General features: G+C 64.2%; 26 protein-coding genes and 1 tRNA gene. 18 read left to right on the top strand and 9 right to left on the bottom strand.

The annotated features are described in order from the left end of the window. Positions 1 to 1,433: ATP-binding protein (locus H2040_RS09080; RefSeq protein WP_287156927.1), on the top strand; the 1,433-nt coding region annotated here is incomplete at its 5' end. A 133-nt stretch (positions 1,434 to 1,566) separates the two neighbouring features. Here H2040_RS09080 and H2040_RS09075 read toward each other — a convergent pair. Beyond that, entirely contained in the window at positions 1,567 to 2,610 is a 1,044-nt protein-coding gene (locus tag H2040_RS09075; protein WP_287156925.1) for a glycosyltransferase, read from the bottom strand. Positions 2,611 to 2,733: 123 nt separating this feature from the next. Between H2040_RS09075 and H2040_RS09070 the strand changes: the two genes are divergently transcribed. Continuing rightward, complete coding sequence (locus H2040_RS09070) at positions 2,734 to 4,041, top strand: pentapeptide repeat-containing protein (RefSeq protein WP_022698364.1); 1,308 nt, start codon at positions 2,734 to 2,736, stop codon at positions 4,039 to 4,041. Positions 4,042 to 4,094: 53 nt separating this feature from the next. Here H2040_RS09070 and H2040_RS09065 read toward each other — a convergent pair whose 3' ends face one another. After that, a complete protein-coding gene (locus tag H2040_RS09065) occupies positions 4,095 to 4,565 on the bottom strand; it encodes an Hsp20 family protein (RefSeq protein ID WP_022698365.1) in 471 nt (156 codons plus the stop codon). A gap of 199 nt (positions 4,566 to 4,764) precedes the next feature. Between H2040_RS09065 and H2040_RS09060 the strand changes: the two genes are divergently transcribed. From H2040_RS09060 to H2040_RS09050, 3 genes are read left to right on the top strand one after another with little or no spacing between them, the layout of a single operon-like run. Then, positions 4,765 to 5,748: a class I SAM-dependent methyltransferase gene (locus H2040_RS09060; RefSeq protein WP_287156924.1), complete on the top strand. Its 984-nt coding sequence runs from the start codon at positions 4,765 to 4,767 to the stop codon at positions 5,746 to 5,748. Continuing rightward, positions 5,745 to 6,062 carry an SCP2 sterol-binding domain-containing protein gene (locus tag H2040_RS09055; RefSeq protein ID WP_022698367.1) on the top strand — a complete coding sequence of 106 codons (318 nt, stop codon included), beginning with the start codon at positions 5,745 to 5,747 and terminating at the stop codon, positions 6,060 to 6,062. Before H2040_RS09060 ends, H2040_RS09055 begins: the two co-directional genes overlap by 4 nt. A gap of 4 nt (positions 6,063 to 6,066) precedes the next feature. After that, complete coding sequence (locus H2040_RS09050; protein ID WP_287156922.1) at positions 6,067 to 7,008, top strand: alpha/beta fold hydrolase; 942 nt, start codon at positions 6,067 to 6,069, stop codon at positions 7,006 to 7,008. Here H2040_RS09050 and hisN read toward each other — a convergent pair. From hisN to H2040_RS09035, 3 genes are all read right to left on the bottom strand, one after another. Next, positions 7,005 to 7,823 carry a histidinol-phosphatase gene (hisN, locus tag H2040_RS09045; protein WP_287156920.1) on the bottom strand — a complete coding sequence of 273 codons (819 nt, stop codon included), beginning with the start codon at positions 7,821 to 7,823 and terminating at the stop codon, positions 7,005 to 7,007. The genes H2040_RS09050 and hisN overlap by 4 nt on opposite strands. Positions 7,824 to 7,862: 39 nt before the next feature. After that, entirely contained in the window at positions 7,863 to 8,237 is a 375-nt protein-coding gene (locus H2040_RS09040; RefSeq protein WP_022698370.1) for a helix-turn-helix domain-containing protein, read from the bottom strand. Positions 8,238 to 8,478: 241 nt separating this feature from the next. Next, positions 8,479 to 9,303: an N-formylglutamate amidohydrolase gene (locus H2040_RS09035; protein WP_206740826.1), complete on the bottom strand. Its 825-nt coding sequence runs from the start codon at positions 9,301 to 9,303 to the stop codon at positions 8,479 to 8,481. Between the two features lie 242 nt (positions 9,304 to 9,545). Here H2040_RS09035 and cpdR point away from each other — a divergent pair, with 242 nt between their 5' ends. Next, complete coding sequence (gene cpdR / locus H2040_RS09030; protein ID WP_022698372.1) at positions 9,546 to 9,911, top strand: cell cycle two-component system response regulator CpdR; 366 nt, start codon at positions 9,546 to 9,548, stop codon at positions 9,909 to 9,911. Positions 9,912 to 9,935: 24 nt separating this feature from the next. Here the strand turns inward: cpdR and H2040_RS09025 are convergent, their stop codons facing one another. Then, the gene (locus H2040_RS09025; RefSeq protein WP_287156917.1) at positions 9,936 to 10,781 is read right to left on the bottom strand and encodes an aldo/keto reductase; all 846 of its coding nucleotides are present in this window, start codon (positions 10,779 to 10,781) and stop codon (positions 9,936 to 9,938) included. A 149-nt stretch (positions 10,782 to 10,930) separates the two neighbouring features. Here H2040_RS09025 and H2040_RS09020 point away from each other — a divergent pair. The 12 genes from H2040_RS09020 (at position 10,931) to H2040_RS08965 (ending at position 21,174) form a co-directional block, all read left to right on the top strand. Further along, positions 10,931 to 11,005: transfer RNA gene (locus tag H2040_RS09020), tRNA-Val, on the top strand. 35 nt (positions 11,006 to 11,040) lie between these two features. Further along, complete coding sequence (locus H2040_RS09015; protein ID WP_287156916.1) at positions 11,041 to 11,733, top strand: sterol desaturase family protein; 693 nt, start codon at positions 11,041 to 11,043, stop codon at positions 11,731 to 11,733. Between the two features lie 77 nt (positions 11,734 to 11,810). Beyond that, a complete protein-coding gene (locus tag H2040_RS09010) occupies positions 11,811 to 13,586 on the top strand; it encodes an ATP-binding protein (RefSeq protein WP_287156915.1) in 1,776 nt (591 codons plus the stop codon). 101 nt (positions 13,587 to 13,687) lie between these two features. After that, positions 13,688 to 14,020 carry a YerC/YecD family TrpR-related protein gene (locus H2040_RS09005; RefSeq protein ID WP_287156913.1) on the top strand — a complete coding sequence of 111 codons (333 nt, stop codon included), beginning with the start codon at positions 13,688 to 13,690 and terminating at the stop codon, positions 14,018 to 14,020. Next, complete coding sequence (gene hisG, locus H2040_RS09000; protein ID WP_287156912.1) at positions 14,017 to 14,904, top strand: ATP phosphoribosyltransferase; 888 nt, start codon at positions 14,017 to 14,019, stop codon at positions 14,902 to 14,904. The genes H2040_RS09005 and hisG overlap by 4 nt, the downstream gene beginning before the upstream one ends. Further along, positions 14,904 to 16,187, top strand: a complete 1,284-nt coding sequence (hisD, locus tag H2040_RS08995; RefSeq protein WP_287156911.1) for a histidinol dehydrogenase — start codon at positions 14,904 to 14,906, stop codon at positions 16,185 to 16,187. Before hisG ends, hisD begins: the two co-directional genes overlap by 1 nt. After that, positions 16,184 to 17,416, top strand: coding sequence for an imidazoleglycerol-phosphate dehydratase HisB (gene hisB, locus H2040_RS08990; protein ID WP_287156910.1), 1,233 nt, complete (start codon positions 16,184 to 16,186; stop codon positions 17,414 to 17,416). The genes hisD and hisB overlap by 4 nt, the downstream gene beginning before the upstream one ends. After that, entirely contained in the window at positions 17,413 to 18,003 is a 591-nt protein-coding gene (gene hisH, locus H2040_RS08985; RefSeq protein ID WP_287156909.1) for an imidazole glycerol phosphate synthase subunit HisH, read from the top strand. Before hisB ends, hisH begins: the two co-directional genes overlap by 4 nt. 1 nt (position 18,004) lies before the next feature. After that, positions 18,005 to 18,754 carry a 1-(5-phosphoribosyl)-5-[(5-phosphoribosylamino)methylideneamino]imidazole-4-carboxamide isomerase gene (gene hisA, locus H2040_RS08980; RefSeq protein ID WP_287156908.1) on the top strand — a complete coding sequence of 250 codons (750 nt, stop codon included), beginning with the start codon at positions 18,005 to 18,007 and terminating at the stop codon, positions 18,752 to 18,754. Then, complete coding sequence (gene hisF, locus H2040_RS08975; protein WP_287156907.1) at positions 18,723 to 19,490, top strand: imidazole glycerol phosphate synthase subunit HisF; 768 nt, start codon at positions 18,723 to 18,725, stop codon at positions 19,488 to 19,490. Before hisA ends, hisF begins: the two co-directional genes overlap by 32 nt. Further along, positions 19,466 to 20,107, top strand: a complete 642-nt coding sequence (gene hisIE, locus H2040_RS08970; protein WP_287156906.1) for a bifunctional phosphoribosyl-AMP cyclohydrolase/phosphoribosyl-ATP diphosphatase HisIE — start codon at positions 19,466 to 19,468, stop codon at positions 20,105 to 20,107. The genes hisF and hisIE overlap by 25 nt, the downstream gene beginning before the upstream one ends. Then, complete coding sequence (locus tag H2040_RS08965) at positions 20,104 to 21,174, top strand: Mrp/NBP35 family ATP-binding protein (RefSeq protein ID WP_287156905.1); 1,071 nt, start codon at positions 20,104 to 20,106, stop codon at positions 21,172 to 21,174. The genes hisIE and H2040_RS08965 overlap by 4 nt, the downstream gene beginning before the upstream one ends. On the opposite strand, the gene H2040_RS08960 is transcribed toward H2040_RS08965, so the two are convergent. Genes H2040_RS08960 through H2040_RS08950 form a run of 3 tightly spaced genes read right to left on the bottom strand, consistent with a single transcriptional unit; the run spans position 21,171 to position 23,871 of the window. Next, on the bottom strand, positions 21,171 to 21,914 hold the full coding sequence (locus tag H2040_RS08960; RefSeq protein WP_287156904.1) for an ABC transporter ATP-binding protein: 744 nt from the start codon (positions 21,912 to 21,914) through the stop codon (positions 21,171 to 21,173). The genes H2040_RS08965 and H2040_RS08960 overlap by 4 nt on opposite strands. Then, positions 21,911 to 22,897, bottom strand: a complete 987-nt coding sequence (locus H2040_RS08955) for a FecCD family ABC transporter permease (RefSeq protein WP_022698385.1) — start codon at positions 22,895 to 22,897, stop codon at positions 21,911 to 21,913. The genes H2040_RS08960 and H2040_RS08955 overlap by 4 nt, the downstream gene beginning before the upstream one ends. After that, positions 22,894 to 23,871, bottom strand: coding sequence for an alpha/beta fold hydrolase (locus H2040_RS08950; protein WP_287156903.1), 978 nt, complete (start codon positions 23,869 to 23,871; stop codon positions 22,894 to 22,896). Before H2040_RS08950 ends, H2040_RS08955 begins: the two co-directional genes overlap by 4 nt. Positions 23,872 to 23,906: the final 35 nt, after the last annotated feature.

The raw sequence follows: 23,906 nt of genomic DNA, 5'->3' as shown, positions 1-23,906 counted from the left end.
CTTTATTAAGCAACTTAATTTCAGAACCTCGAGAGGCTGAGTGGTTGGAGTTCAAGCAGAATCGGTTCGTGCCGGAAGATGTTGGAACTTATGTGTCTGCTCTTGCGAACTCCGCTATGTTAGCTGGCGTGCCTAAAGCGTTTTTAGTTTTCGGTGTTGAAGATAAAACCCATGAAATTGTAGGCACAAATTTAAAATTAAAAGACGAAAAAGTTGGAAATGAGATATTTGAAAACTGGGTAACCAGACTTCTATCTCCACGAATAAATATTGAATTCGTAGAGGTGTTCGTAGATCAAAAAAATATACAAATTATTGCTATAGACCCTGCATATATAAGTCCTGTTAAATTTAAATCTCAAGCCTATATAAGGGTCGATTCTGTTCATAAGAATATTTCAGAATACCCGGAAAGGGAGCGGGAGTTGTGGGCGGTGACATCACGACTCAAATTTGAGCGAGGTGTGGCGGCGGCGCATTTGAGCGTAGAGGAAATATTCGACCGGTTTGAGCCAAAAAGCTTGCTCAGGGAGCTGGGGCCGGAAAGAAATTCAAGAGCAGCGATTATAGATCAATTAATTGATGAGGAGCTTTTAATTGATGATAGGCAAAACGGTTATGATGTTACGAATCTATTCGCTCTTTTAGCTGCTAATAATATAGAAGAAATAAATATTTTAAGATCTAAGGCACCTAGAGTCATTGTTTATAAAGGAAACTCTAAGCTTAATGCGGAGGATGATGTAACTGGACGCAAAGGTTATGCGCTCGGCTTTAGTGGCTTATTGGGTTATATAATGTCGAAAATTCCACATCGGGAGGAGATGCGGCACGGCGTTAGGAAAAAAGTTTATGATATACCGGAAATTTCTATAAGGGAATTTGTAGCTAATGCCCTCATACATCAAGATTTAACTGCTTCGGGGGCGGGGCCTGTAATCGAAATTTTCGACGGTAGAATTAAAATCACAAACCCAGGTGAACCGCTGATTGAACCCGAAAGGTTTATCGACGCACCTGCTAAATCTAGGAATGAGTCTTTAGCCGCAACAATGAGGCGCTTAGGTATTTGTGAAGAGCGCGGCAGTGGTATTGATAGGGCTTTAACCGCTATTGAGCGCCAAATGCTTGCTCCCCCACTATTTCAAAAGGTCGAAGGTTCGACGGTTGTAACGGTCTTTGGCCGACAATCTTTCGCAGATATGTCGAGAGATGACCGACTCCGGGCTTGTTATCAGCATGCCGCTCTTCGTTGGGAAAGCCATAACCCAATGAATAATCAAAGCCTTAGGAAGCGCTTGGGGTTGAATGACAAGCAGTATTCTCAAATTTCGCGCCTAATATCTGAAGCTATTGAAGCTGGGTTGATACGCCCTCTCGATGAAACACAAGGGAACCGCAACGCGAAATATGTACCATTTTGGGCGGCGTAACTTATGTGACTCGCATTCGGAAAAGCGTCTGAACAAAACAGAAACAAAATCCATTATCGTAAATCAAACAAAGAGTTGAGGTGGGAGTCGGTTATGTGACTCTCATTTGTCAACAAGTTTATCCATTGACTTTTCACGCTTTCACCGCCGCCAAGATTTTCTCGTAAAATGCCATCGAGTCCCGCTGGAAGGCCGCCTTGGTGAAGGTCGCCTGATAGGTTTCCGTGCCGCCCGCGACCAGCTTCTCCGCCAGGCCGTCTTCCTCCGCCACGCGCCGGATGGCCTCGCGGAAGGCGTCCACGTCGTCCTTGGGGACCAGCAGGCCGTTCTCGCCGTGTTTCACATAGGCCGCGGGGCCGACCGCGTCGGCCGCGACCAGCGGGCGTTTCGCCGCCCAGGCGTCCACCGTCACCGTCCCGAAAGGCTCATAGCGGGAGGGGAAAGCCACCACGTCGCAGGCTGCCAGCAACGCGCCGCGGTCATTGCGCCAGCCGAGGAATTTTGCCCGGTCGGCGACGCCCAGTTTTTCAGCCTGTTCTTTCAGGTCCATTTCCAGCGGACCTTCGCCGGCGATCCAGGCGTAATGGCCGGGCAGATCGGCCAGCGCCTCCAGCAGGACATCCAGTCCCTTTTTCCAGTGCAGCCGCGCCAGCGCCAGCATGACGGGCGCGTCCTCCGGCGTTTGCAGCGAGGCGCGGTCCACCGGCGCGGTGTTTTCGAAATCGGCCGTGGTGTGGATCAGTCCGATCCGGTCCTGCGGTACGCCCTGTTCGCAGATATGGCGGCAGAGATCCTTGGTCAGGCCGACATGCCAGTCGCAATTGGTGAAGCGCTGCAGCTTGTAATAGCCGCCATACCAGCCGATCTGGCGGCGCTTGTAGGCGCGCGGCGCATAGGTGCCCGCCCGGCCCATCCAGTATTCGATCAGGTCGGGCTGGAAGTCCTTGATCGCCCGCTTCAGCACCTGGTCGGTGGGCAGGCGCCAGAGATTGTCGAACGAGGCGGTGTCGACCGTGATGCCGGCCTTTTCGAACTCCTCGATCCGGTGGCGATTGTCAGGCCGCGTCACGACCCGCTGTTCCACGCCGTCCATCTCGGCGAGCGCCAGAACGGATTCCAGCATGATGTTCTCTGCGCCGCCTTCCTTGGCGCCGGCCATCACATGCATGAGCCGCATGAGCGGACCTCCCCGAATCGGTGCATTCTTGTGGGCGGACTTCCGATGCAAGCGGTCCAGAGTCAATGCTCCGTTAACGGCAGAGGCGTAATTCTAACGATTGGAACAGGGGCTGGATGCGTCATGAGCGCCGCGCAGGAATTCAAGTACCGCAACATCACCCAGGCCGAGGCCGAGGAGATATGTGATCGCCATGACCGCCTGTGGCGTGGCGCGCCGGGCGGAGCCCGGGCGAATTTCTCGTTCTGCGACCTCAGCAATATCGTCCTGCCGGACCGTGACCTGACCGACGCCAATTTTACCGCCGCGATGCTGAATTACGCCGATATGCGCGGCTGCAAGCTGGATAACGCGACCTTCTTCATGGCCGATCTGCGCCGCGCGCGGCTGACTGGCGCCTCCATGCGGCGGGTCGATCTGCGCGGCGCCCTGCTGCGCGGGGCGGAACTGGATGCGGTGGATCTCTATGAGGCCGATCTGCGCGAAGGCTCCATTGCCCAGAGCGACAAGCTGGCCGGCCTGACCTATCTCACCCACGCCGCCACCTCCGCCGACGCCAGCGACGCCAATCTGCGCGGCGCGGACATGACCAAGGTGCGGATGTCCGGCTCAACGGCCGTGAAAGCCGATTTCACCGACGCCATCCTGCGCAACGCCAATCTGTCCCGCGCCGATATGCGCCAGGCCTGTCTTTCCGGCGCCAATCTGGAGGGAGCCGATCTTTCCAGCGCCAATCTCTGCGGCGCGGACCTGCATGATTCCGTGCTGACCGGCGCCAAGCTGGACGGCGCCCAGACGCGCGAAACCAATATGGACGGCGCGCTGACCGACGCGCTGGCCGGCCTGGCCCCCAATGAACTGGAACGCCCGGCCCCTGACATGCTGGCCGATCACTCCCGCTGGTATGACAGCAACGGGAAAGAGGGGAAGCCCTGTATTTTCGACGGGGTGGATTTGCGCTCGGTTCGCTCGCTCAAGGGTCGCAACCTCACCGCGATGAGCGCGGTCGGCGCGATTCTCTATGGTCTCGACCTTGAGGGCGCACAGCTTCAGGGCGCGAAGTTCCGGGGCGCCGATCTGCGCATGTGCAATCTGCGCAAGGCCGATCTGCGCGGCGCGGACCTGACCGGCGCCAAGCTGGCCAATGCCGATTTGCGCGATGCGCGCCTTGGCCCGATCTATCTGGACGACCACCGCAGCGTGGCGGCCTCCCTGAAGGATGCGGCGGCGCGCTACGCCGATTTCCGCGGCAGCGACCTGCGGCGGGTGGACCTGACCGGGGCGGATCTCTCCTACGCGGTCATGGATTGCGCCCGGATCGATCACAGCATTTTCCGGAGCGCCCGTCTGGAGGGCGCGCGCCTGACCGGCTTCAATCTGGAAGCGCCGGAATTTTCAGGCGCGGAAGGTCTGAATAAAGCCACGGCATAAAAAAGGGCGGCGCAACGCGCCGCCCTTCCTGATCGTTTCGGGGAAGCAAAGCCTTACGCGGCTTTCGACTTGCCCTCGATCGCTTTACGGCTCTTGCCGTTTGAGCCGATCTCGATCTTGCGGGGTTTCAGCGCCTCGGGAATTTCCCGCTGCAGCTGGATGACCAGCAGGCCATCGACAAGATCGGCGTCCTTCACGAACACGTGGTCGGCCAGGTGGAAGCGGCGCTCGAACGCGCGCTCAGCGATGCCGCGATGAACGAAATTGCGTCCATCGTCTTCCTCGCCCTGGTTCTTGCGGCCTGTCACGGTCAGGACATTCTCGCGCACTTCCAGGTCGAGATCGTCCTTGCCGAAACCGGCGACCGCCAGCTCCACGCGATAGGTGTTTTCGTTGATCTGCTCGATATTGTAAGGCGGATAGCCTTGGCCGGCCTCAACATTGGCGGCGGCGTCCAGAAGATCCGCCAGCCGGTCGAAACCGACTATGGTCCGGTAAAGCGGATTCAGATCCATGGTTCTCATCTTCACGTCCTCCTTCGAAGCGACATGTTTTCACCTAAAATGCGCCCCATGATGGCGGCGCCTGAATGGCGAAGCGGGCGAAACTCTTCCGCTCCGTTCGCCGATCTTCTAGGTAAGAGAGGGCAACCCGGAATCAAGAGTTCGGCGCGCTGGATAAAGCGCTTGCCAGACCCCCCTAATGACGCTGCAAGAAACGCCCATGAAACACGCTATTCTGACCCTTGTATCTCTCACCGCCGCGGCTGCGCTGATCGCCTGCGGCGACCAGTCCGCCACCGCCAATCAGGACCCTGACGAGGCGGACGCGGCCGCAACCGCCGCCGACGCCGGCGCAGGGTCGTACGAAAACCTTTCCGCCGTCGCCGCCGCGCCCTGGCGCCCTGAAGAGGATTCCGCGCGCGATGAATGGCGCCACCCGGCCGAAACGTTGGAATTCTTTGGCGTGGATCCATCCGGCGCGGTGGCTGAAGTCTGGCCGGGCCGCGGCTATTACGCCCGCATTCTCGCGCCCTGGATCGCCGCCAATGGCGGGACCTATTACGCGATCCACCCGGCGGACATGAGCACCGATGACGGCGCCGACGAGCGGCAGGCCTTTGAAGCGGCCTTTCCCGACGATGTCTTTGGCGACATTCATCATGGTTCGCTGACCGGCGAATCCGGGCAACTGGTGGATAATCCGGCCTCGCTCGACGCCGTTCTGACGTTCCGCAACGTGCATAACTGGGTGGGGCGTGGCTTCGATCAGAAAGCCTTCAACGATTTCTACGCCGCCTTGAAACCCGGCGGCGTTCTGGGCGTGGTGGAGCATCGTCTGCCCTCCGGGCAGTCCGATATCCGCGCTTCCAGCGGCTATGTCGCGGTGGAATATGTCCGCTCCCTGGCGGACGAGGCCGGTTTCGAATTCGTCGAGGCCAGCGAGATCAACGCCAATCCGGCCGATACCGCCGATCACCCGTTCGGCGTCTGGACCCTGCCGCCGAGCCGCCGCTCGCCCGAGCCGGGCTCCCCGGAAGCGGAGAATTTCGACCGCGCCGCCTTTGACGCCATCGGCGAAAGCGACCGCATGACCCTGTTGTTCCGCAAACCGCTGGAATCCCAGCAAGCCGCGGCGGACGAGGCCGAAGCGGAGGCGGAAGACAGCGAAGCCGGGGAAGCCGGGGCGGAGCCGGACTCCGAATGAGCCTGACGCTTGAAGACGTGACCGACCGGCTGCGCGAGCGCGCCGGCCAGGCCGAAGGGCTGGGCAAGACCGCCAAGCTGGATTTTGGCGATGACGGCGTGGTGCATCTGGACGCCCGCAAGAGTCCGCCGGAAGTCAGCAACGACGATCACCCCGCCGACGCCACGCTGCGCCTGACGCTGGATGATTTGCGGGCGCTCGCGAAGGGGGAGCTGGACCCGATGCGGGCCCTGTTCACGCGGCGTCTCAAACTTCAGGGCGACAAGGGGCTGGCGATGAAGCTGGCCTCCATTTTCCGGGAATCGCGGACTTAAGTAAGTGACTCTTCAGCCGTCGCGCCTTGTCAGCATCAATCGGGACGCGCCGCCCGAGGGGGCGGAGGCCTTCTGCCTGCGCCGCGACGGCCGGAACATACGCTTCATGTTGGCCCCGGGCGGCGAGAAACCGCGCGGAACCGTGCTGATCTCTCCCGGCCGCTGCGAGTTTATCGAGAAATATTTCGAGGTGGCGCGGGAGATTCAGTCCCGCGGCTTCGCGGTTTTCATCACCGATCATTACGGACAGGGGCTTTCCGACCGTCCCCTGAAGGACCGTTTCAAGGGCCATATCGACAGTTTCGACACCTATGCGGCCGATTTCGAGGCCATGATCAGCGCCGTATGGGACCGGCTTCCGGGGCCGCACGCGCTGCTGGGCCACTCCATGGGCGGCATGGTCGCGGTGAAAATGCTGGCGCGCGGACGCATTCCGGTGCGCGCCTGTGCGCTTTCAGCGCCCATGCTGGGCATAAACGGGCTGGCCCCGGGCGCATCCATCGCCGCCACCGCGGCCGTCCTTCTGGGGCTGGCGGCGCGATACGTGCCCGGACGGGACACGGATGTGAAAGCGCCCACCTATCACGGCAACATGCTGACCCATGATCAGGCGCGTTTCGACCGGATGGTGCGCTATTACGAGGCCGATCGCGCCCTGATGCTGGGGGCGCCGACCTTTGGCTGGGTCGCCGCCGCGGCCCGCGCAATTGACGAAACACGGCGTCCGGGCTTTGCCGAATCCATCCAGATTCCCATGCTGATCGCCAGCGCCGCGGACGATTCCCTTGTCTCCACGCGCGCGCAGGAGCGCTTTGCGGCGCACTCTCTCAGCGCCCAGCTGGTCGATATGCCCCATGCGCGGCACGAAATCCTGATGGAAAAAGATGAAATCCGGCAGCGATTCTGGGCCGCATTTGACGCGCTTCTGACCCGCGCCAAGCTCTAGAAGCTGGCCGCGCGGCGCAGCGACACCATCGCCTGATCATGCAGGCGCGCATCCCCGGCGGCGATAATCTGGCCGCCATCGGAAGGGTCCCCGCCCCGCCAGTCGGTAATAACGCCCCCCGCGCCCTCGACCACCGGGATCAGGGCGCGCACGTCATGGGCTGAAAGCCCGGCCTCGATCACCAGGTCCAGCCCGCCCTGCGCCAGCATGGCGTAGGCATAGGCGTCCAGCCCGTAACGGGTGACGCGCGCCGTGCAGCGAATCTGCTCGAACGCGCCCGGCTCGCCGCCGGTGAAAAGCTTCGGATCGGTGGTGGAAAGCGCCGCCTGGCGCAGATGTTCGCAGGGTTTTGTGCGCAGCACGGTTTCGGAGCCGCCCTGTTTCAGAACCGATTTTTCTCCAAACCCGATAAAGCGTTCGCGCAAATAGGGCTGGTCGATAATTCCCAGCACGGGCTTTCCTTGCCAGGACAGGGCTATCAGCGTGGTCCAGCTGGGCAGGCCGCACATGAAGGCGCGGGTGCCGTCGATGGGGTCCAGCGTCCAGGTGAAATCGCTTTCGGCGCGTTTGCCAGGAAATTCCTCGCCTTCGATTCCGTGATCGGGATAGGCGGCCTCGATCTTTTCGCGGATCGCAGTTTCGGCGGCGCGGTCGGCCTCCGTTACGGGGTCGAAATCGCCGTCCCCGGCCTTGTTCTCTATGACAAACTCGGACCGGAAAAAGGGCAGGGCGGCCGCGCCGGCCGCATCCGCCAGCGTCTCGGCGAAGCGGGCCAGCCCGGGCAGATCGGCGGAAGGCGGGATTGTTTCAGTCACGGTTCAGAGCGAATAGCACGCCTGCCCGCCTGAAAGCTATCAGGCCGCGTCGGCCGAATCCGCCCGCATCGATTTCGCCAGATCCAGCAGGCGCCGGCGCGGCGTTTCTTCCAGCTGGTAATAGGCGGTCAGCAATTCCCGCGTTTCCGGACGGGACATCATGTCCGCTTCCGGCTCCGCGTCATTGGACGGCCCGGCCTCCAGCCCGTCATAGAAATAGTTCACCGGCACGTTGAGCGAGGTGGACAATTCATACAGACGGCTGGCGCTGACGCGATTGGCGCCGCACTCATATTTCTGGATTTGCTGGAACCGCACGCCCACGCTCTCGGCCAGTTGCTGCTGGGTCAGGCCCAGAAGACGGCGGCGGCGGCGAAGCCGGGTTCCTACGTGATGGTCGATGGCGTTGGTCATGATCCCCCTCGCGCGATGCTTTACGGCAAGGCCAGTCCTGGCGGCCTCTGCCAAGGGTTGAGCAAAACCCGTGCCGGTTCGCTCAACGCGCGAGACGTTTCAGAATGGGACGAAACAGGGGTGCGGCGAAAATGACCGATTATTTTTGTGCAGTGCGGTTGCATCATTGTGCGCCGCAGCGTAATGTTTGTGCGTTGCAGCGAGAGCTGCTCGCGCCCTTCTTGGGCGTTTCCTCCCTATCTTACTCAGCCGCGCGCAAGCGCGGCTGCTTTTTTTCCGGGTCCCTTAAGCGGGCCTCCCAGTCAATTTCGCACAATATGCCGATCAGGCGGGTCATTCTCCGGCGCATCCGGTCAAACCGGGGCTGGCGCGGGGCGATCTCCGCCTCGTTCATATAGAGGCTGCGGCATAGCTCTATCTGCAGCGCATGAATTCCCGCCTGCGGCCGGCCATAGCGGCTGGTGGTGTAGCCCCCGGCATAGGGCGCGTTACGCGTCACGCGATAACCCAGGGTGCGCAGGGTCATCTCCACCGCGCCGCTCAGCTGGGCGTCGCAGGACGCTCCGAAGCGGTCGCCCAGAACGATATCGGCCCGCCCGCCGCTGCCCGATGGCATGGAATGGCAGTCGATCAGGATGGCGAAGCCGTGGTCCCGGCGCAGGCGCTCCAGCTCGGCGTCCAGCGCATCGTGATAGGGGTCGTGGAATTGTTCGATCCGCGCGACCGCCTCTTCCAGCCTCAGAAGACGGCGATAGATGCCGCGCCCGTCCGCCACCACGCGGGGAATGGCGCCCAGACCGTTCGCCACCCGCGGCGAGCGCGGATTAGCCCAGGCGGGCAGGGCGTCTCGGAACATCTTGGGGTCCAGTTCCCACGGGTCGCGGTTCGGGTCTATGTAGGCGCGGGCGAAATTGGCGCGCACCAGCGTCGCGCCGAATTCCGGCGCCGTTTGGAAAAGCTGGTCAACAAAGGCGTCTTCGGAGGTGCGGACCGCGTGGCGGTCGACTTCAATCTCGTCGAAAAACGCCTGTGGCGCGTATTCTCCGCTATGGGGGGAGGCAAACACCAGCGGCGCCGGCGCGCAATCCTCCGCGGGGCGAAATACGTCTACGGGTTGAACAGGCTGGCCATGCTCGGCGCTCATAAGCCAAGATTAGCGCACGCGGCCGGGTTTGCGAACTTGCAGCCCCAGCCCGGGCGTTAAAGAGGATTTTTACCCTCTTGGTGGCAGAAAGGCGCTGACGCGCGGCGACCCATGATTCGCCGCCGTGCTATTTAACGGACGACACGGCAAACGGATTACAGATTATGGCGACCATCCTTCTCGCCGAGGACGATCACTCCATGCGGGACTTCCTGTGCAAGGCGCTGGAGCGCGCGGGCCATGTCGTCACCTCCTGCGCCGACGGCGATGAGGGCATGCGCTCTCTGAAAGCCGCCGCCGGGTCCTATGATTTGCTGCTGACCGATATCGTCATGCCCGGGATGGACGGGATCGAGCTGGCGCGCGCCGGCGCCGATCTCGACCCCTCCATGAAGATCATGTTCATCACCGGTTTCGCCGCCGTGGCGCTGAACCCCAATTCGGGCGCGCCGGTGGACGCCAAGGTTCTGTCCAAGCCGTTCCATCTGCGCGACCTCGTCAATGAGGTCGACCGCGTGATGGCGGCCTGAACCGCCGCCAAAGCGGCTTTCCTTCTAGATTCGGTGCGTTGATCCGGCCTCGTCCCAGTCGGGGGCCCAGTCGGGATCAATGCGGCGCCCGTCCGGATCGGCCAGATTGCCGATGGCGCTGATTTCGGCGGGCTCCAGTTCGAAATCGAAGATATCGAAATTGTCCGCCGCGTGGTCCTTGCTGGAGGTGCGCGGAATGGCGACGACGCCGCGCTGCACCAGCCAGCGCAGGGCCACCTGGCCGCCCGATTTTCCGTAGCGTTCGCCAATGCTGGTCAGCGTATTGTCCTTAAACACCTGGCCGCCATGACCCAGCGGAGAATAGGCGGTCACGGCGAGGCCCAGATTGCGCGCCGCGTCCAGCAGCGGCGACTGGTCCAGATAGACGTGATGTTCGATCTGGTTGTCGGCGACGGGGCCGGGGCAGGCCTCCACGGCCTCCTTCATCAGCGCGACCGTATAGTTCGACAGGCCGATATGACGGGTCAGCCCTTGTTCGCGCGCATCGTTCAGCGCGCCCATCGTTTCCTCGACCGGCACATCGAAGACCGGCCAGTGCAACAGCGTCAGGTCGACATGGTCCAGGTCCAGCCGTTTCAGGCTCTCCTTCAGCGAGGATTGCAGATCGCCGTCGCGGAACTTGTCGCGCCAGATCTTGGTGGTGACGAAAATATCGTTCCGGTCCACGCCCGAATCCGCGATGCCCGCGCCCACTTCGCTTTCATTCTCATAGGCCTGCGCCGTGTCGATATGGCGGTAGCCGATATCCAGCGCGGCTTTGGTCATGTTGCGCGCCTCGCCGCCTTTCAGCTCCCACGTGCCGAAGCCGAGCGCCGGAATTTCCGCGCCATTGCCGTTTATCTTTTTCATGGAAATTTCTGTCCCGTTATTGCTTGAATACGGCTTTGAAACGGGGCGCGCGGCAAGGCGGTTCCAGCCCGGTGCACATGGCGCGCAGCACAGCGCTTGCGGAGCGCGCCCGGCCCCGGTATATCCCGCCCCTTCCCTATGACGGGTCAGGGCGCGTAGCTCAGTGGGAGAGCACTACGTTGACATCGTAGGGGTCGCTGGTTCAATCCCAGCCGCGCCCACCATTCCTTTGAAAATTCAAACCGGATAGACTTGGCCCATGCGCCAGGCCGTTCCCCGTTCCGGTTATCCCGCCGCCGCCGAAACGGCGGCGTTCCGCGACGCCTACCGGGCGGAGATTGTCCCCGAATCCTATTCCGGCTGGGGGCATTTCCGGGCGATCTTTGGCGGTTATGGCGCGGTCTTTCTGCTCTGTCTCTTGCTGCTGGACCGTGTCAGCGGGTGGGAGTGGGCGGTCCCGCCGGTGACGTTTCTCTACGCCAATCTGTCGGAATATTTCGGGCATCGCTTCGCCATGCACCGGCGCGTTCCCGGCCTGTCGCTGATCCACAAGCGGCACGTGAAACAGCATCACCGTTTCTTCCTGAATGAGGATCTGGCGATGGAAAGCCCGGATGATTTCAAGGCCGTGCTGTTCCCGGCCTATCTGACGGCCTTCTTCTTTATCGCGTTCAGCCTGCCGGCCGCGCTGCTGCTGGCCTGGCTGTGGTCGGATGACGCCGCCTTGCTCTTCCTGGCCACGTCGCTGGCCTATTACCTGGTGTATGAAGCGGCGCATTTCATTTGCCATTTGCCCGACGATTCCGCGGCGCTGCGCATTCCGGGCATGAAACGGCTTGTGACCCATCACCGGCTTCACCACCGCGCCGATCTGATGGCGCGCGCCAATTTCAACTTCATGTTTCCGCTGGGCGACTGGATTTTCGGCCCGCGCCGCGCCGGGGAAAACTGATAGTCTCTTAACCCTCTTGGAACTTATACCCGTCTAGGTTGTCACGCTTGGGGAGGAAGCATCGGACAGGAGCCGGTGTGACAAAAAAGAGAACGAAACTGTTTTCAAATCCAGCAATCGACGAGGCGGCCGCCGGGTCCGCCCGCATGTGGTCCGCGCGTCTGGTGATGATCATGCTGACGCTGCCGCTGGCCTATATCGGCGCCGGCGCCGGCGTTGCGCTGACCTGGGGCGGGGCAATCCTTTCGGCGGAAACCCTGTCCTTTATCGCCACGCGGCCGTTTCGAACGGATCGCACGCGCAGCGATTTTCAGCGCGGGCTTTATCTGTTCTCCTCGCTCTACACCATTCTCGCCTGGCTGCTTCTGGGCGTTCTGTACTGGATGACGGGGGAGCCGGCGCTGATGATCACCGCGCTGGCCGTTCTGGCGGGCCAGCTGATCTATGTTCAGGGGTTCATGCACGGATCGCCGATCACCCTGACGATTGGCGGCATTCCCGCCACGGCGGCGCTGATCGGCGCGCCCCTGCTGATCCACCCGTTCGAGCCGCGCTACCAGCTGGTGCTGGTGGGCAGCCTCATCCTGATGTCGGCTTTCGCCTGGCGCGCGGCGCGCCTGAACTTTTCCACGCGCGCCGCCCTGCGTTCCGCGACCGATCAGCTGGAAGATGAAAAGCAGTCTGTCGAGGCCGCCAGCGAAGCAAAATCCGCCTTTCTGGCGACCATGAGCCATGAAATACGCACCCCGCTGAATGGCATGCTGGGGATGGCGCATGCGCTGGAAAGCGATGATCTGAGCGAGGAACAGAAAGAGCGCGTGCGGACGATCATCGATTCCGGTTATCTGCTGACCGCCGTGCTGAACGATGTCCTGGACCTGTCGAAGATCGAGGCCGGGAAGCTGGAAATCGCGCCCATCGACGATGATTTCCACCAGACGCTGCATCGGGTCGTCCGCCTTTTCGAGCCACAGGCCAGCGACAAGGGCGTAACCCTTTCGCTGACCATTGATCCCACCCTGCCGCAATGGTTGCGTTTTGACCCGGTGCGGGTGCGCCAATGCCTGTCCAACTTGCTCTCCAACGCGGTGAAATTCACCGCCGCCGGGCGTATCGAGGTCTCGGCAAGGGCGGAGGATGCGCCGGACGGAAAACGAATTCTCATAAGCGTGTCCGACACGGGCATCGGCATGTCGCCCAAGGCGGTGGACGGCTTGTTCACGCCCTTCACGCAGGCCGACGCCAGCATCACCCGGCGCTTTGCCGGAACCGGTCTGGGCCTGTCCATCGTGCGTCAGCTCGCCCGCCTGATGGGCGGCGAAATTTCCGCCGAGAGCGTGGAGGGCGAGGGGTCCGTTTTCACGCTGGATTTCCAGGTCCAGGAGGCCGAACAGAAAGGGCCGCCGGAAACGGGCGGGGAGCGTATGGCTCAGGACGATGCGCGGAACCTTTTGCTGGAGCGCCGTATCCTGGTGGCGGACGACAACGCGGTGAACCGGCAGGTCACGCGCATCTTCCTTGCGCCGCTGGGCTGCGAAATCATCGAGGCGACCGACGGGGCGGAGGCGATCTCCGCGCTCGGCGAGCAGAAATTCGACATCGTTCTCATGGATATTCACATGCCCGGCATGGACGGGATCGAGGCGATCCGCCAGATCCGCAAATCCCCGGAAAACTGGTCCTGCGTGCCGGTTGTCGCCCTGACGGCCGACGCGATGGAGGAAGACCGCGCCCGCTATCTGGAGGCCGGCATGGACGGCGCAGCGGTCAAGCCGCTGGATCAGCGCCAGCTTTTCACCGCCATGGCGACCGCCGTCGAAACGCGGCGCCGTCTCTCGGCCAGGGCCGCCTGATCTTCTTCCCGGCCTGACCGTCTGCACAGACAGCAGATTCTCTGCAGTCCTGTCATTGCTTCTTTGTATTAGCGCGCTAAAACGCTGACACGGAGATGACGATGAACGAACAGACAGCAAATACAGATGAAAAACCGCGGGCCGAGACGGCAGAAGCGTCCCGCGACGGCCTGTTCAGGGCTGTCCTGACGCTGGGGTCGGAAGCGGACGCGCGCGCTTTCCTGACGGACCTGCTGACCCCGTCTGAGCTGCGCGCCCTGGCCGAACGCTGGCTTGTGGCCCGGCTGCTGGACGAGGGCGCGCTGTCCTATCGGGAGATCGCCGAACGCGCCCAGACCAGCACCACGACCGTGGTCCGCGTCGCGCGCTTCCTGAAAGAAGAGCCCCACCAGGGATACCGCCTGGTACTGGACCGGATGAAGGACACGCCATGACAGAGCGCCGCCTGCGCATCGCCATTCAGAAGAAGGGGCGGCTGGCCGACGCCAGCCTGAAACTCCTCAAGGACGCCGGCTATCGCGCCGTTCAGGGCAAGAACGAGCTGCTCTACCGCGTGGAGAACGCGCCGATCGACCTGATGCGCGTCCGTGACGACGACATTCCGGGCTTTCTGGAAGACGGCGTCTGCGAGCTGGGCGTCATTGGCGAGAACGTGCTGGCCGAGGCCTTTGCCGGAAATGGCGAACATGAGCGCCCGGAGATCATCCAGAAGCTGGGTTTCGGCAAGTGCCGCCTGATGATCGCCATGCCCGAGGCCGCCCGGTATGACGGCCCGGCCAGTCTGGAAGGCATGCGCATCGCCACCTCCTATCCCGGTCTGCTGGGCGAGTTTCTGCGCCGGAACGGGGTGAAGGCGACGCCGATCCTGATGCATGGCGCGGTCGAGGTCGCGCCGCGGCTGAAGATGGCGCAGGCCATCTGCGATCTGGTTTCCACCGGCTCCACGCTGGAGGCGAATAATCTGAAAGCGGTGGAGCTGGTGTTTGAAAGCCAGGCCGTGCTGGCGCGCACGCGGGCCGGGATTGATCCGGCTGTGCGGAACGTGGCTGACAGCGTCATCGCCCGGATCGAGGGCGTCGTGGCGACGCAAGGCACGAAATATATCCTGATGAACGCGCCGCGCGCCGCACTGGATGAAATCGCGGAAATCCTGCCCGGCGCCAATTCCCCGACCGTGCTTCCGCTCGCGGGCAAGGAGGACAAGGTCGCGGTGCATGCCGTCTGCCGTGAATCGGTGTTCTGGGAGACGCTGGAAAAGCTGAAGGCCGCGGGCGCCTCCGCGATCCTCGTCCTGCCGATAGAAAAGATGATGATGTGATGCGCTGGCTGGATTGGAACAACGCCACGGAAGCCGAACGCGCCTCGGCGCTGGCGCGGCCCGCCGCCCGGATCGACCGGGCGTTGCGCGACCGCGTGATAGAAATTCTCGACGACGTTGCGGCCAAGGGCGCGGCGGCCGTGGATGAGTGGGGGCTGGAAATTGACGGCGCGGCGGTCAGGAAGCTGGACGCCGGCGCCATAAGCCGCGCCGCCGAAGGCGCGTTGACCAAGACCGACCGCGCGGCGGTGATCGCCGCGCGGGACGCCGTCACCCGGTTCCACGAAGCGGTCCGGCCAAAAGATTCGCCGAGAATCGAGACCGTGCCGGGGATTGAATGTCAGCGCGTCTGGCGGCCTCTGGATACGGTCGGGCTCTATATTCCCGGCGGCACGGCGCCGCTGCTCTCCACCCTGATCATGCTGGTTATCCCGGCGCGCATCGCGGGCGTCCGGCGGATCGCCGCCGTCACGCCTCCGGACAAGGACGGCGAGTTGCCGCCGGTGATCGCGGCGGCGGCGGAACTGTGCGGGCTGGAGGAAATCTGGCTGGCGGGCGGGGCGCAGGCCGTGGCGGCCATGGCCTATGGCGCGGGAGTGCCGCGGTGCGACAAGATTTTCGGGCCCGGAAACGCCTGGGTCGCCGAAGCCAAACGTCAGGCCAGCCAACGCCCGGGCGGCCCGGCTATCGACATGCCCGCCGGCCCCAGCGAGCTGATGGTGATTGCCGACGCCAGCGCCGACCCGGACATCGTGGCCGCCGACCTGCTCAGCCAGGCCGAGCATGACCCCTACGCCCAGATCGTTCTGGCTGCGGAAGGCGAGGCGGTTGCGCATGCGGTGCAGGATGCCCTGGCCCGGCAGATCGACATGCTGCCGCGCGGGGAAATTGCCCGCGCCTCGCTGGCCGAGGGGCTGGCCATAATCGTTTCCTCCGCAGACGAAGCGGTGGCGGCGGCGGAGGCTTATGCGCCGGAACATCTCAGCCTGAACATTGAAAACGCGGACGCCATGGCCGCGCGCATCACCCGTGCGGGAACGGTTTTCATCGGCGCCTACGCCTCCGAGAGTTTTGGCGACTACTGCGCTGGACCAAACCATGTCCTGCCGACGGACGGCGCTGCGCGGGCCTGGTCGGGCCTGTCGGTGGACAGCTTCATGCGCGCGATGACTCTGCAAACTGTCACCGCGCGGGGCGCGCGGGACCTTGCCCCGACCGCCGCGCGTCTGGCGCGGCTTGAGGGGCTGGAGGCGCACGCCCGCGCCGCGGAGTTCCGCCGATGACCGGATGGGAAATCACGGGCCGGCTGGACCTCAGCCGTCCGGCCTATGTCGCAGCGCCGGATTTGCTGGAGGCGGTCCGCGCCCGCCTGTCAGACATTCTGGGGGTGGACGCGGCCGGCGTCGTGCTGACGGCGGACGCCGATCGTGTCCGGGCGGAATGGCGCGCGGCGGCGGGTGATATCTTGAATGATCAGGCCCGCCGCCCGGTATCGGCGCTTCGCGGGATGACGCTGGACCTGCCGGCGCTGACCGCCGCCGGTCCGGCGGAGACCGGGCTGTGCGCGCTGGTTCTGGAAAGCGGCGCGCATGCCGGGGCGTTGCGCCGTGACAGTGAAAAGCGCATCCCGCCGCTTTTGCTGCGCGCTGCGCTGAAGGGCCTGGCGCCCGCGGGGCTGGCGGAGGACGACATTCGGATCGGCACCCGTGACGCCGAACTGACCCGGTTAGTCGCGGCGCTGGACGCAGACCCCGCCATTGCTGGCGTCCGAATGGCCGGGGAGGCGCTGGAGATTGAATCTTCCGACCGCGCGGCGCTGGCGGAGCGTTTACGCCGCGCGGGTCTGGTGTTCGCGGAAACCGATAATGGCTATCGCGGCTATATTCCCGACGCGGCCACGGCGCGGCAGGCGGCGCTGGCGCTGGGCGCCGGGCCGGCGGGTGCGCGGCAGGCCTCCCGCCGCCGCTCGACGCGCGAAACCGATATTCTGGTCGCCGTCGATCTGGACGGAAGCGGGGCGCGAATCCATACCGGCCTGCCTTTCTACGATCACATGCTGGAACAGATCGCCGCGCATGGCGGGTTTGGCCTGACCGTTGCGGCGGAAGGCGATCTGACCGTGGACGCCCACCACACGATCGAGGACGTGGCGCTGGCGCTGGGCGAGGCGCTCGCCGAGGCGCTGGGCGACAAGAAGGGGATCGGGCGCTACGGCTTTACCGCGCCAATGGATGAGGCTCAGGCCTCCATCGCCATCGACCTGTCGGGCCGTCCCCTGTCGCGGTTCGAGGGGTCTTTCGCGCGCGACGAAATCGGCGGTTTCCCGACCGAGATGACGCCGCACGTCTTCCGCTCTTTGGCGGACTCCCTGCGCGCCGCCGTGCATGTGAAAGTCGAGGGCGAAGACGATCACCACAAGGTCGAGGCCTGTTTCAAAGGCTTCGGACGGGCCCTGCGGCAGGCCATCCGGATGGAGGGCGGCGAGACCCCCTCCACCAAGGGCGTGCTGTGAGCGTCGCCGTTGTCGATCTGGGATGCGGCAATATCGCCTCCATGATGTTCGCGCTGGAGCGGCTGGGCGCCCGGGCGGCGCTGACCCGGGCCGCGTCGGATATTGCAGCGGCCGACCGCGTGATCCTGCCCGGCGTCGGGACGGCGGGCTTTGCCATGCGGCAGATCGATGCGTTGGGCCTGCGCGATGCATTGATGTCAGCGCGCCCCCTTCTGGGCGTCTGTCTTGGCCACCAATTGCTGTTTGAACGCAGCGAGGAGGGCGGCGTGGACGGCCTCGGCCTCATCGAAGGAGACGTGACCCGGCTTCAGGGCGCGCCGGACCGGCCCATTCCGCATATGGGCTGGAACACGCTGGACATAGACCAGCCGGATTGCCCGCTGCTCAAGGGCGTCGAGGACGGGGCCTTTGTCTATTTCGTGCACACATTCGCCAGCCATGCCGGCCCGTCCACCGCCGCCTCCACGCGCTATGGAGAGGCGTTCTCCTCCGTGGCCGCATCGGACGGCGTCTATGGCTGCCAGTTCCACCCGGAACGCTCCGCCGCGCCGGGCGCGCAAATCCTCAAGAATTTTCTGGAGCTCTGACGTGATCATCTATCCCGCCATCGACCTCATGGAGGGCGCGGTCGTGCGCCTGAACAAGGGCCGTTTCGACCGCTCCACCGAATACTCGACCCGTCCGGCGGAGGTTCTGGACAGCTTCGCGGCGGCCGGGGCCGAGTGGACGCATATTGTCGATCTGGACGGCGCCCGCGCGGGCGAACCGCGCCAGCATGACCTGATCGGCGAGCTGGCGGGCCAGACGGATCTCAAAATTCAGGCGGCGGGCGGCGTGCGAAAGCGCGAGGATATTGCCCGCCTTCTGGATTCCGGCGTCACGCGCGTCGTCGTCGGCTCCATGTGCGTGAAATCGCCCGATACTGTCGAGGCCTGGATCGCCGAATTCGGGACCGAACATATCGCCGCCGCGATGGATGTGCGGATGGAGGACAACGCCCCTGAAGTCGCCATTTCAGGCTGGGCGGAGGATTCCGGCATCGATCTGTGGACCGCGCTCAACGCCTTCCCGAAAGGCAAGCTGGTTCACCTGCTGACCACCGATGTAAACCGCGACGGCGCCATGAAAGGCCCGAACATGCGCCTGCTGGATCAGATGCGCGGGCGGCGGCCGGACCTCGACATTCAGGCTTCGGGCGGGGTGCGCGACATTGCCGATATCCGGGCGCTGGCCGAAATGGGCGCGGGCGGCGCGGTGGTCGGCAAGGCGCTGTATGAAAACCGTCTGGATCTGAAGGAGGCCCTGAGTGCTGGCGCGCCGGATCATCCCCTGCCTTGACGTAAAGGATCGCGCGGTCGTGAAGGGCGTGCGCTTTCGCGCGCATGAGCGCGTGGGCGACGCCGTGGCGCTGGCCGAAACCTATCGCGACGCAGGCGCGGACGAGCTGGTCTTCTACGACATCACCGCCAGCGCGGAGCGGCGCACGCTCGACTATGGCTGGGTGCGGGAAATCGCCCATGCGCTGGACATTCCGTTCTGCGTGGCCGGCGGGATCCGCAGCGTCGAGGCGGCGGTGAAATGTCTGGAGAACGGGGCGGACAAGGTTTCGATCAATTCCCCGGCGCTGGAGCGTCCTGACCTGATCGACGAAATCGCCGCCGTGGCGGGCAGCCAGTGCGTGGTGGTCGGCGTCGATAGTTTGCATGTGAACAATGACTGGTTTGTCTATCAATATACCGGCAGCGAGGCGGCCACGCAGGAGTCCGGCCGCCGCACGCTGGGCTGGATAAAAGAGGCGCAGGAGCGCGGCGCGGGAGAGATCGTCCTGAACTGCATGGATCAGGATGGCGTGCGCGCCGGATATGACATCGGGCAGCTGCGCGCCGCGCGCGATCTTCTGACCATACCGCTGATCGCTTCCGGCGGTGCCGGGACGATGGCGCATTTCCGGGACGTGTTCGAGGGCGCGGATGTTTCGGGCGCGCTGGCCGCCAGCGTGTTTCACAAGAACATATTTACGATACCCGATCTGAAAGAAAGGCTGGACCAATGGGGCGTGAGCGTCAGGCGCTGACCGCGGCGGACATCGACACTCTGGACTGGGACAAGGGCGGCGGCCTGATCCCGGCTATCGCGCAGGATGCGGACACGCTTCAGGTCCTGATGCTGGCCTGGGTCAGCCGCGAGTCGCTGGGCGAGAGTTTCAGGACCGGGCAGGCGGTTTTCCATTCCCGTTCGCGCCAATCGCTCTGGCGCAAAGGCGAGACGTCCGGGAACACGCTGACCCTGAAAGCCATCCATGCCGATTGCGATAAGGACACGCTGCTGATGCTGGTCTCCCCGGCCGGGCCGGCCTGTCACCTTGGAACCACCAGTTGTTTTGGCGATGACGACGCGCCGGGGCTGGGCCGGCTGGCGCGCCTCGCCCAGACCGTGAAGAGCCGCAAGACCGCCTCGCCTGACGAAAGCTATACGGCCAGCCTGCTGGCCGAAGGACCGATCCGCGCCGCCCAGAAGCTCGGCGAGGAAGGGGTGGAGACCGCGCTGGCCGGAGCCGCCGAAGACCTGCCCCACCTGCACGAAGAGGCGGCGGATCTTCTCTATCACCTCGTCGTGCTGCTGGAATCGCGCGACACGTCGCTGAATGCGGTGCTGAAGGTTCTGGAAGACCGCGCTAGACAAGGGACATGACAGACCCCAGCGAAGCCCGCCTCCTGAAAGCTCTATCGGACGTCCGGATCCCGGACGGCAAGCGCGACATCGTTTCCGCCGGCCGCGTGGAGTCCGTAAGCGCGAAGGATGGCGCGGCGCAGCTCGTCCTCGCCGCCGATGGCGATCAGCCGCAAGCCTGGGAACAGGTTTCGGAAGCCGCCCGGACGGCGCTGGCGGGCGTCGAGGGCGTGGAGAAAGCGCGCGTCATTCTGACCGCCCACAAGGCCGGGCCTTCGGTTCAGGAAACCGCGAAAAAGCCCGAGACCAAACCCGAAGCGCCGGACGGCGCGAAGGACGTCAAACGCATCATCGCTGTCGCGTCCGGCAAGGGCGGCGTGGGCAAATCCACGGTCACAGCCAATCTGGCGGTGGCGCTGTCTCAACTGGGCCTGAAGGTGGGGCTTCTCGACGCCGACATCTACGGCCCCAGCCAGCCCAAGCTGCTGGGGCTTGAGGGACGGCCGGATTCCGACTCTGACCGAAAGCGCATCACGCCGATGTCCGCACACGGGCTGAAAGTCCTTTCCATCGGGTCGATGGTGGACGCGGAACAGCCCATGGTCTGGCGCGGGCCGATGACGTCCAACGCCATGCTGCAGATGCTGAACGAGGGGGATTGGGGCGATCTGGACGTGCTGCTGGTCGACATGCCGCCCGGCACGGGCGACACGGCGCTGGGCCTGGCCCAGACCAAGCGGCTGAACGGCGCGGTTATCGTCTCAACGCCGCAGGACCTCGCCCTGATCGACGCGCGGCGCTCCATCGCCATGTTCGACAAGGTGAATGTGCCGGTGTTCGGCGTGATCGAGAATATGAGCCAGTTCATCTGTCCGCATTGCGGCCAGGCCAGCGATATCTTCGGTCATGGCGGCGCCCGGCACGAAGCGGAGGAACGCGGCCTGCCCTTCCTCGGCGAAATTCCGCTGACCATGCGTCTGCGCGAGTCGGGGGAAGAGGGCGCGCCGCTGGTCGCCACAGCCCCGGAAGACCCGGCGTCCGTCGTCTATTTCGACGTGGCGCGGACTTTGGTGGAGCGGCTGCGCTAGGCCAGCTCCAGCGCACCGCCTTCGCGCCGCACGCCGAACACCCGCTCCAGAATCTTATCGCTCAACGCCTCGCCCGGCGCCCCGTCGGCGGCGATGCGGCCCTGATCCATGACGATGATCCGGTCGGCAAAGCGCGCGGCCAGCGAGAGATCGTGCAGCGCGGTCAGCACCAGCGTTCCGCGCCCGGCCTGGTCTTGCAACGCCTGCAAGACGCTCAACTGATGCGCCGGGTCCAGCGCGGCCGTGGGTTCGTCGGCCAGCAGGACGGGGGCCTCCACGGCAAAGGCGCGCGCCAGCAGGATGCGCGCCCGCTCGCCCCCGGACAGGGTATCGACATTGCGATCGGCAAAACCTTGTGCGTCGGCGGCGTCCAGTCCGCGTCCGATGGCGGCGCGGTCCATTTCGCTTTCGCGCCGTATCGGTCCGGCAAAGGGGTGCCGGCCCAGCGCCACCAGCGCCCGGCCGCTCATCGGCCATGCCGCGCGCCGTTCCTGAGGCAGATAGGCGATGGTCCGCCCGCGTTGTCGCGGGGGCATCGCGGCGACTGCCGCGCCGTCCAGCGTCACCGCGCCGGCCTGAAGTGGCGTCAGTCCGCAGGCCGCGCGCAATAGCGTTGTCTTGCCCGATCCGTTCGGCCCGACCAGCGCGACCAGTCCGCGTTCGGCGGCAAAGCTGACATCCGTTATGGCGTCCTGTGCGCCCAGCCGCACGGTGACGTTATCGAAGCTGAGCGCGCTCATGCCGTCCTCGCCCTGTTGGACCGGATCAGCCAGAAGAAGAAGGGGGCGCCGACCAGCGCCGTCAGGACGCCCAGATAGATCGGCGTGCCAAAGCCCGAAAGCGCCCGCACCCCGATATCGGCGGCGTTCAGCAGCGCCGCGCCCAGAAAGGCGGCGGGCAGGATGGCCTTGCCCGGCGCATGTCCCACAAAGGGCCGCGCCAGATGCGGCGCCACCAGGCCGATAAATCCGATCGCCCCCGCCGCAGCGACCGACGCGCCCACCGCCAGCGTCGCCCCGATCACCACGATCAATCGCGTGCGCGGCACGTTCACGCCAAGGCTCGCCGCCGCGTCCTCGCCAAGGCTGAGCGCGTCCAGCGCGCCGCGCTGCGTCAACAGAACGGCGATGCCCGCGATAATCAGCGGCCCGGTAATCATCATGTCGCGCGCATTGGCATCGCGCAGCGATCCCATCAGCCAGTAGGCGATTTCGGAAAGGGCCCACGGATTGGGGGCCATGTTCAGCGCCAAGGCGGTCAACGCATTGGCGAACGCCGCCACGGCCACCCCGGCCAGGATCAGGGTCAGCGCGCTGGCCCCGCGTCCGGCGACCGCGAACAGCGCGATCACGCCCAGCGCCCCGCCGCCCATTGCCGCCAGCGGCACGATGTCGAACCCAAGGCCGAAATAAAGCGCGATGACAGCGCCCAGAGAGGCGGAGGACGTGACGCCCACAATGCCCGGATCGGCCAGCGGATTGCGGAAATAGCCCTGAAGCCCGGCCCCGGCCGCGCCCAGCGCCCCGCCCACCAGCGCGCCCAGCAGGGCGCGGGGAAAGCGGATCTCGCGGGCGATGGCCACGGCCTCGTCACCGCCGGCCCCGAACAGCGCGGCAACCGCGCCAACCGGCCCCATCGGATAGGCGCCAAATCCCAGCGCCGCGACAAACAGGATCGCCGCCAGCGCCGCAAACCCCAGCGTGGCCTTGACCTCCGCGTTCACGATTGCGGGCGCGGCCAGGCCGAGAGCAGCGTCCTCAGCGCCGCGATCAGGGCCAGCGGCTGGTCCAGCATCAGGTGGTGGCGCGCCTCGGGGATGGAGATCATCGGCGTGCCTTCGGGCAGGATGCTGGCCATATAACGCCACACCTCGCCGGTCAGCAGGGCCGAAATCTCGCCGCGCATGACGGCCAGCGGACAGGCGACGTCCTTCAGATATTCAGCCGGCGCGTGATCGGGATATTGCATTTTCTGCCACAGCGCCGGATCGAACTTCCACGTCCAGCCCTGCTCGCCCTCGCCGGTCGTCACGGGCTTCAGGCTGTGCCGGGCGATATGATCCACGATGTACGGGTTCTCACAATCCTGATCGGGCAGCAGGCGGAAACGCGCCAGCGCCTCGGGCAGGTCTTTATAGATACGGCCGCCGCGCTTGGGCGGGGCGGAGCGGCGTTGCTCGCCCGGCGGACGGATCGGGGAATCCAGGATCACGGCCCCGCCGATCTCCTCCCCGAACTGGCGCGCCAGCTCCATCATGACGAAGCCGCCGAAGGAATGGCCGATCATGACCGGCTTCACGCCGGATTTCATGGCGCCGGAATCCTTGGCCGCGGTCATCACTTCGCGCGCATAGATTTCCTGCCGGTATTCGTCGCGCCAGTCGGATTCGCCCATGCCGGAGAGGTTCAGCGCCGTGACGCAGCGATGCTTGGCCAGCGCCGGACCGATGAAATCCCACCATTTCATGTGCGCCACGCCGCCATGCACCAGAACGACGCCCGGCTTGCCGGGATCGCCCCAGCGCTGCCAGGTGATGCGCGCCCCTTCCACCTCGCTCTCGCCCGGTTCGGGCTCGTTCCCGATCAGCGCCTCGAACCAGCCGGGGCGGGGCGGCCGGTCGCCGCCATAGCGGGCCAGAGGGAATGTGCGTTCGGGGCGGCCATCGGGATTGTCGACGGTGGGTTTCGTCTTCGGCATGAATTGAGCGGTATATCCGCTTGTGCGCCGCGTCA

Source organism: Euryhalocaulis sp., from assembly GCF_013911995.1.
Classification (GTDB): domain Bacteria; phylum Pseudomonadota; class Alphaproteobacteria; order Caulobacterales; family Maricaulaceae; genus Euryhalocaulis; species Euryhalocaulis caribicus.
The sequence above is the reverse complement of the archived record's forward strand: the minus strand, read 5'-3'. Positions and strand labels throughout refer to the sequence as shown.